This is a genomic window from Hyphomonas sp., from assembly GCF_037969335.1.
Lineage (GTDB): Bacteria > Pseudomonadota > Alphaproteobacteria > Caulobacterales > Hyphomonadaceae > Hyphomonas.
In genome coordinates this window covers 1-5,197 of sequence record NZ_JBBKXE010000135.1, presented here as the reverse complement: position 1 = coordinate 5,197, position 5,197 = coordinate 1, and the positions used below count along the sequence as shown (strand labels likewise).

5 protein-coding genes are annotated in these 5,197 nt (G+C 63.4%); all 5 read right to left on the bottom strand.

Annotated features, from left to right (window positions below):
* A partial coding sequence (locus AADA04_RS10250; RefSeq protein ID WP_340693169.1) for an Nramp family divalent metal transporter occupies positions 1-983 on the bottom strand: 983 nt, incomplete at its 3' end.
* Positions 980-2,119, bottom strand: coding sequence for a DUF2891 domain-containing protein (locus AADA04_RS10245; protein ID WP_340693168.1), 1,140 nt, complete (start codon positions 2,117-2,119; stop codon positions 980-982). The genes AADA04_RS10250 and AADA04_RS10245, both read right to left, overlap by 4 nt.
* A 71-nt stretch (positions 2,120-2,190) precedes the next feature.
* On the bottom strand, positions 2,191-3,612 hold the full coding sequence (lpdA, locus tag AADA04_RS10240) for a dihydrolipoyl dehydrogenase (protein WP_340693167.1): 1,422 nt from the start codon (positions 3,610-3,612) through the stop codon (positions 2,191-2,193).
* Positions 3,609-4,019 (bottom strand): hypothetical protein, encoded by a 411-nt coding sequence (locus AADA04_RS10235; RefSeq protein ID WP_340693166.1) that lies wholly within the window; start codon positions 4,017-4,019, stop codon positions 3,609-3,611. The genes lpdA and AADA04_RS10235 overlap by 4 nt, the downstream gene beginning before the upstream one ends.
* Positions 4,020-4,053: 34 nt before the next feature.
* Positions 4,054-5,197: 2-oxo acid dehydrogenase subunit E2 (locus tag AADA04_RS10230; protein ID WP_340693165.1), on the bottom strand; the 1,144-nt coding region annotated here is incomplete at its 5' end.

The window sequence follows — 5,197 nt, the reverse complement described above, 5'->3', positions numbered from 1 at the left end:
GCGACGAGTGTGCCGATGACGAGGATGGCCAGAGCGACGCCCTTGAAAAGCGGCCCGCCACGCGGCTTGCCGGCGATCTCGCTGAGTGCGTAGGCAGTCGCAAGCGGCGCCGTGATGGATGAGGTGAGACCGGCGGCGAAGAGGCCGAGGCCGACAAGGTAGCGGGCTGCCTCGCCATAAGTCGGCGCGATGGCTGCGGCCATGTCGACGGCGCTGGAGACCTGTTGGCCGCTCTGGAACAGGCTGGCGGCCGCCGTGGTGAGGATCAGGATGGAGATGAGGCCGCCAAGGCCGACCGAGACGCGCGTGTCAGTCTGGGCCTCTGCCAGCGCTTGCGGCGTTGCGTCGGGCCAATGTTCGCGTGCCGAAGCCGCATGGAGGAAGAGATTGTAGGGCACGATCGTCGTGCCGATGAGGGCGATAGCGGTGAGAAGGCCACCTTCCGGCACGCGGGGCACGAGGCCGCCCAGCATGGCACCCACATCCGGACGGACAAGAATGGCGCTGCCAGCGAAGGCAAGACTCATCAGGATAACCAGCGCGACAAGGATACGTTCGATCAGTTTGTAGCGCCCGATCAGAAGGACGAAGGCGGCTGTGACGGCGAGGACCAGCACGATAACGCGGCGGCTTATGGCCCCCTCCCCGACAATTGCTTCGAGACCGAGCGCCCCACCGGAGAGGTTGCCGGCTTCATAGGCGGCATTGCCAAGGGCGAGCGCGGCGAGCACCAGTCCAGCGGCCCCCCATTTCAGGAACGGGTTGCCGGTGCCGCTGACCAGCGCTTCACCGAGACCTACGCGTCCCATGACGCCGAGCCGGGCAGCCATGTCCTGCAGGATCATCGTGGCCAGCGTGGCAAAGACCAGTGCCCAGACTAGTGCAAAGCCGAAACTGGCGCCCGCGAGCGTGCAGGCCGTGACGGTGCCGGGACCGATAAAGGCGGCTGCGACGAGTGCGCCGGGGCCGATGGGAAGTTTCATTCCGGGCTGATCCCACGACGGGTTTCGAGATAGGTCGCAAAGCTCGCGAGCCAGTGACTGCCGGAATAGTGCGTGTCGCTGACGGCGGCGATGCCGGTTTGCTTGTGCACGTCGGCGGCAGCGAGGAGTGACGCGATACGCGAATCGCCTTCCGGCAAGGCGCTGGCAATGCCTTCCAGCGCCCAGGCGCGCGACAGGTTCACGCCGTCAAGGTGGACGAGCTTGCCGTCTGTCGGGTCGAGCACGACGCCGGGCAGCAGCCAGTCCGACCGGCCCGTGGTTGGCACCTGCGGCAGGAAGGCTTTCAGCCAGACGGCATACTGGTCTGACGGCATGACACGGCGCATGAGGTCGGCTTCCATCAGGCAGGGCGACAGGAAGTCTTCGCCGGAGGGCTCATAGGCGAGCGGGCAATTGACGTCGCTGGAATGGAATTCGAGCACCTTCTGGGTCAGCTGCGCATTGAAGGCCCCTTCATTGTTCGCCCTGGACCAGTCCAGCATCAGGCCGAAGGCGAAGGCTGTCTGGTTATGCGTGCCAAGGCGGATCGGATAGGCGAGCTTGGTGAGCCAGGTCGATGTTTCGCCAACAATGAAGGTTTCAAGCGGTTCGAGCGTGGCGACCCATGTTGTGGCTTCCGGTAAGTCGGATTCGCGTAGTTCGGTCATCATCTGGAGGAACCAGGCGGTGCCATAGGGCCGCTCGAAGCTCGCCCGGTCAGCGCCTTCGAAATAGGCGATTTCGCCGGCGATGTTTTCTGGTGTGAAGCTGTGGCCGAGCGCGGTGACGATGGCGTCGCGATAAGGCGTGTCCGGGTCAGTGTTGAGGATGCGGGCGAGCAGCCAATGGCCATGCACCGAGGAATGCCAGTCGAAACAGCCATAGAAAGCCGGGTGCAGCTGGCGCGGCGTGGCCGCGTCTGCATCGCTGTTCATGACGTGGCTGATCTTGTTCGGGTATTCCTTGTGAACGCATTGCAGTGCCATGCGGGCAAAGCGGTCGGTCACGACGCCGTCGCGCGATTCTGGAAGGGCAATTTCAGGTGCGGACACGGGCGCCTCCGTTTCGGGCGGTGCTGGAGGCGCGCAGGCGGCGAGCAGGAGGGCAGTCAGGCCGATAAACAGGTGACGGGTCACGCAGGGTCCTCCAGTGATTTGGGCTGGCTCCTGCGTATAAGGGTGGATGCCTGCGGGCAAGGCCCCCTGCCCTAGATGTGAAGCGCCCTGCCATCGGCGTCGAGCACCGCTTCGTGCATGGTTTCCGAAATGGTCGGGTGCGCGAAGATGGTGTGGGCGAGGTCGACGTCGGTCAATTCACCCTGCCGGGCGATGACATAGCCCTGGATCAGTTCGGTGACTTCCGCGCCGATCATGTGGGCGCCGAGCAGCTCGCCTGTCTTCTTGTCGAACACGACTTTCACCATACCATTGGTTTCGCCCAGAGCGATGGCCTTGCCATTGCCGATGAAAGGAAAGCGGCCAACCTTGATGTCGTAGCCTTTTTCCTTTGCCGCGGCCTCGGTGAGACCGACACTGGCGACCTGCGGGTGCGAATAGGTGCAGCCGGGCACGTTGGAGGCGTCGAAGGGCTCGACATGGGACTTGCCCTTGCCGGCAATCGCCTCGACGCAGATGACGCCTTCATGGCTGGCCTTGTGTGCGAGCCATGGCGGACCGGTGAGGTCGCCAATGGCGTAGAGGCCGGGGACGCCGGTCTTGCCGAAACCGTCGACGTTTACGTGGGTCTTTTCGACCTTCACGCCGAGGGCGTCGAGGCCAAGGTTTTCGACATTGCCGACAATGCCGACGGCGAGGATGGCACGGTCGAATTCCCGCGACTCCTTCTTGCCGTCCTTGTTGGTGATGTCGGCGGTGACCGTGTTCTTGCCGGCTTTCAGGTTTTCGACCTTGGCGCCGGTGATGATGTTGAGACCCTGCTTCTTGAAATCCTTCTCGGCCATGGCGGAGATTTCTGCGTCTTCCACAGGCAGGATGCGCGGCAGGACTTCGGCGACGGTCACGTCGCAGCCGAGTTCGTTATAGAAGCTGGCGAATTCGATGCCGATGGCGCCGGAGCCGATGACGAGGAGGCGCTTGGGCATCACGTCGGGCGTCATGGCTTCGCGATAGGTCCAGATCAGCTTGCCGTCGGCCACGAGGCCAGCCTGCGGGATGTCGCGGGCACGGGCGCCGGTGGCGAGCATGACGTGCTTGGCCTGAAGCGTTGTGTCCTTGCCGTCCTTGCCCTTGACGATGACCTTGGGCGCGGAGCCGCCCTTTTCGAGACGGGCGGTGCCGTCGATGACGTCGATCTTGTTCTTCTTCATCAGGAACTTGACGCCGCCGGACAGTTGGCTGGCGACACCGCGCGAGCGCTTGACCACGGCATCAAGATCAACCTCGACCTTGTCGATCTTCAGGCCGAAATCCTTGGCGTTCTTGGCAAGGTGCATGACTTCGGCCGAGCGCAGCAGTGCCTTGGTCGGGATGCAGCCCCAGTTGAGGCAGACGCCGCCGAGAGCTTCGCGCTCAATGATGGCGGTCTTCAGGCCGAGCTGGCTGGCGCGGATGGCCGAGACATAGCCGCCGGGGCCGGAGCCGATAACGATGAGGTCGTATTGGGTGGTCATTCGGCACCTCGCATCACGTTCCACTCTTCCTGAGCGGCCATGGAATTCGCCTCGCGGCTCTCAAACATTTCGGGTGTGCAGATGTATTCCGGCTCAGCCGCCTGCAGCTCTTCGATTTTCGCGTCATTGGCGGCCATCAGGCTCGACACGAGTTCGGGCGGTGTTGTCGATGCGCCCAGTTCGGCCATGAACAATGTGAGGCGGACGGGCACCTCATCTCCGCACAGGTTCATCATGCCATGCTCCGTCGCAAACACGTCTGCGATGGCCTTGAGCCTGTCAGGATCGAACTGAACCACTGGATCGGGCGTTGATACGGGTTCAGGCGCCGATGCCGGTTCGGTTGCTTGCGGGGAACAGGCGGCCATGAAGGAAAGCACGAAAATTAGCCCGGTACGTTTGATCATCTCTTGTCCCATTTCACGTTCGCGTGTTGGCGCGTTAAAGCAGCATCGCTTCGGGTGTCTCGACATAGCGTTTGAAGGCCTGCAGCCATTTGGCACCTTCGGCGCCGCCGATGACGCGGTGGTCGCAGGTCAGCGTGACGCTCATGACGGTGGCGACGGCGAGGTCGCCCTTGGCGTTGACGACCGGGCGCTTCTCCCCTGCCCCGACCGACAAGATCATGCCTTCGGGTGGGTTGATGATCGAGGCGAAGTTGCGGATGCCGAACATGCCGAGATTGGAGATGGAGAATGTGCCGCCACTGTATTCCTGCGGCTTCAGCCTGCGCTCGCGGGCGCGGGCGGCGAGGTCTTTCATCTCTTCCGAGATGTCGGCGAGGCCCTTGCTTTCGGCATTGAAGATGACCGGCGTTATCAGGCCGCCGTCGATGGCAACAGCGACCGAGACATGGGCGTGTTTGTGATAGGCGATGCCCTTGTCCGTATACGATGCGTTGCAGTCGGGCTCGTCCATCAAGGCCATGGCGCAGGCCTTGATGAGCAGGTCGTTGACCGAGACCTTCACGCCTTCAGGCGCGGCCGCATTGATGGCGACGCGGCTGGCCAGGAGATGATCGAGTTCGAGATCGATGGTCAGCGGGAAGTGCGGGACTTGCATGAAGCTTGTGGTGAGGCGCTTGGCGACAACCTTGCGGACACCGTCGAGCGGCTTCAGCTCATAGCTGTCTGGCGCATAGACGCGGTCGTCCAGGATTTGTGGCAGGATGAGGCCGTCGGGTGAGCCAGCGCGCGCAGGGGATGCAGCAGCGGTGCCCGGCTGGGCGTTTTCGACATCGCGCTTGATGATGCGACCGCGCGGGCCGGTGCCCTTGAGGGCGGTGAGATCGATGCCCTTGAGGCCGGCAATGCGTTTGGCGAGGGGGCTCGCCTTAATGCGGTCGCCGGAGACGGGCGCGGCGGCCACAGGTTGTGGCTTGGGTGCCGGCGCAGCTTGCGGCTTCGCCGCTGGAGCAGGCTGAGCGGCGGCGGGTTTCTTGTCTTCGTTGCCTGAGGTCTCGGCTTTCGCCGGGGGGGCGGACGGCGCGGGTGCCTTCACGGATGAGGCGTCTTCGCCCTCTTCAGCAAGCACGGCGATGACGGCGTTGACCTTCACGCCTTCAGTGCCTTCGGCAACGAGGATT

What these genes read in the sequence shown, in the direction of transcription:
- lpdA (WP_340693167.1), bottom strand. Translation starts at nt 3,612, where the DNA reads ATGACCACCCAATACGACCTCATCGTTATCGGCTCCGGCCCCGGCGGC.
- AADA04_RS10235 (WP_340693166.1), bottom strand. Translation starts at nt 4,019, where the DNA reads ATGATCAAACGTACCGGGCTAATTTTCGTGCTTTCCTTCATGGCCGCC.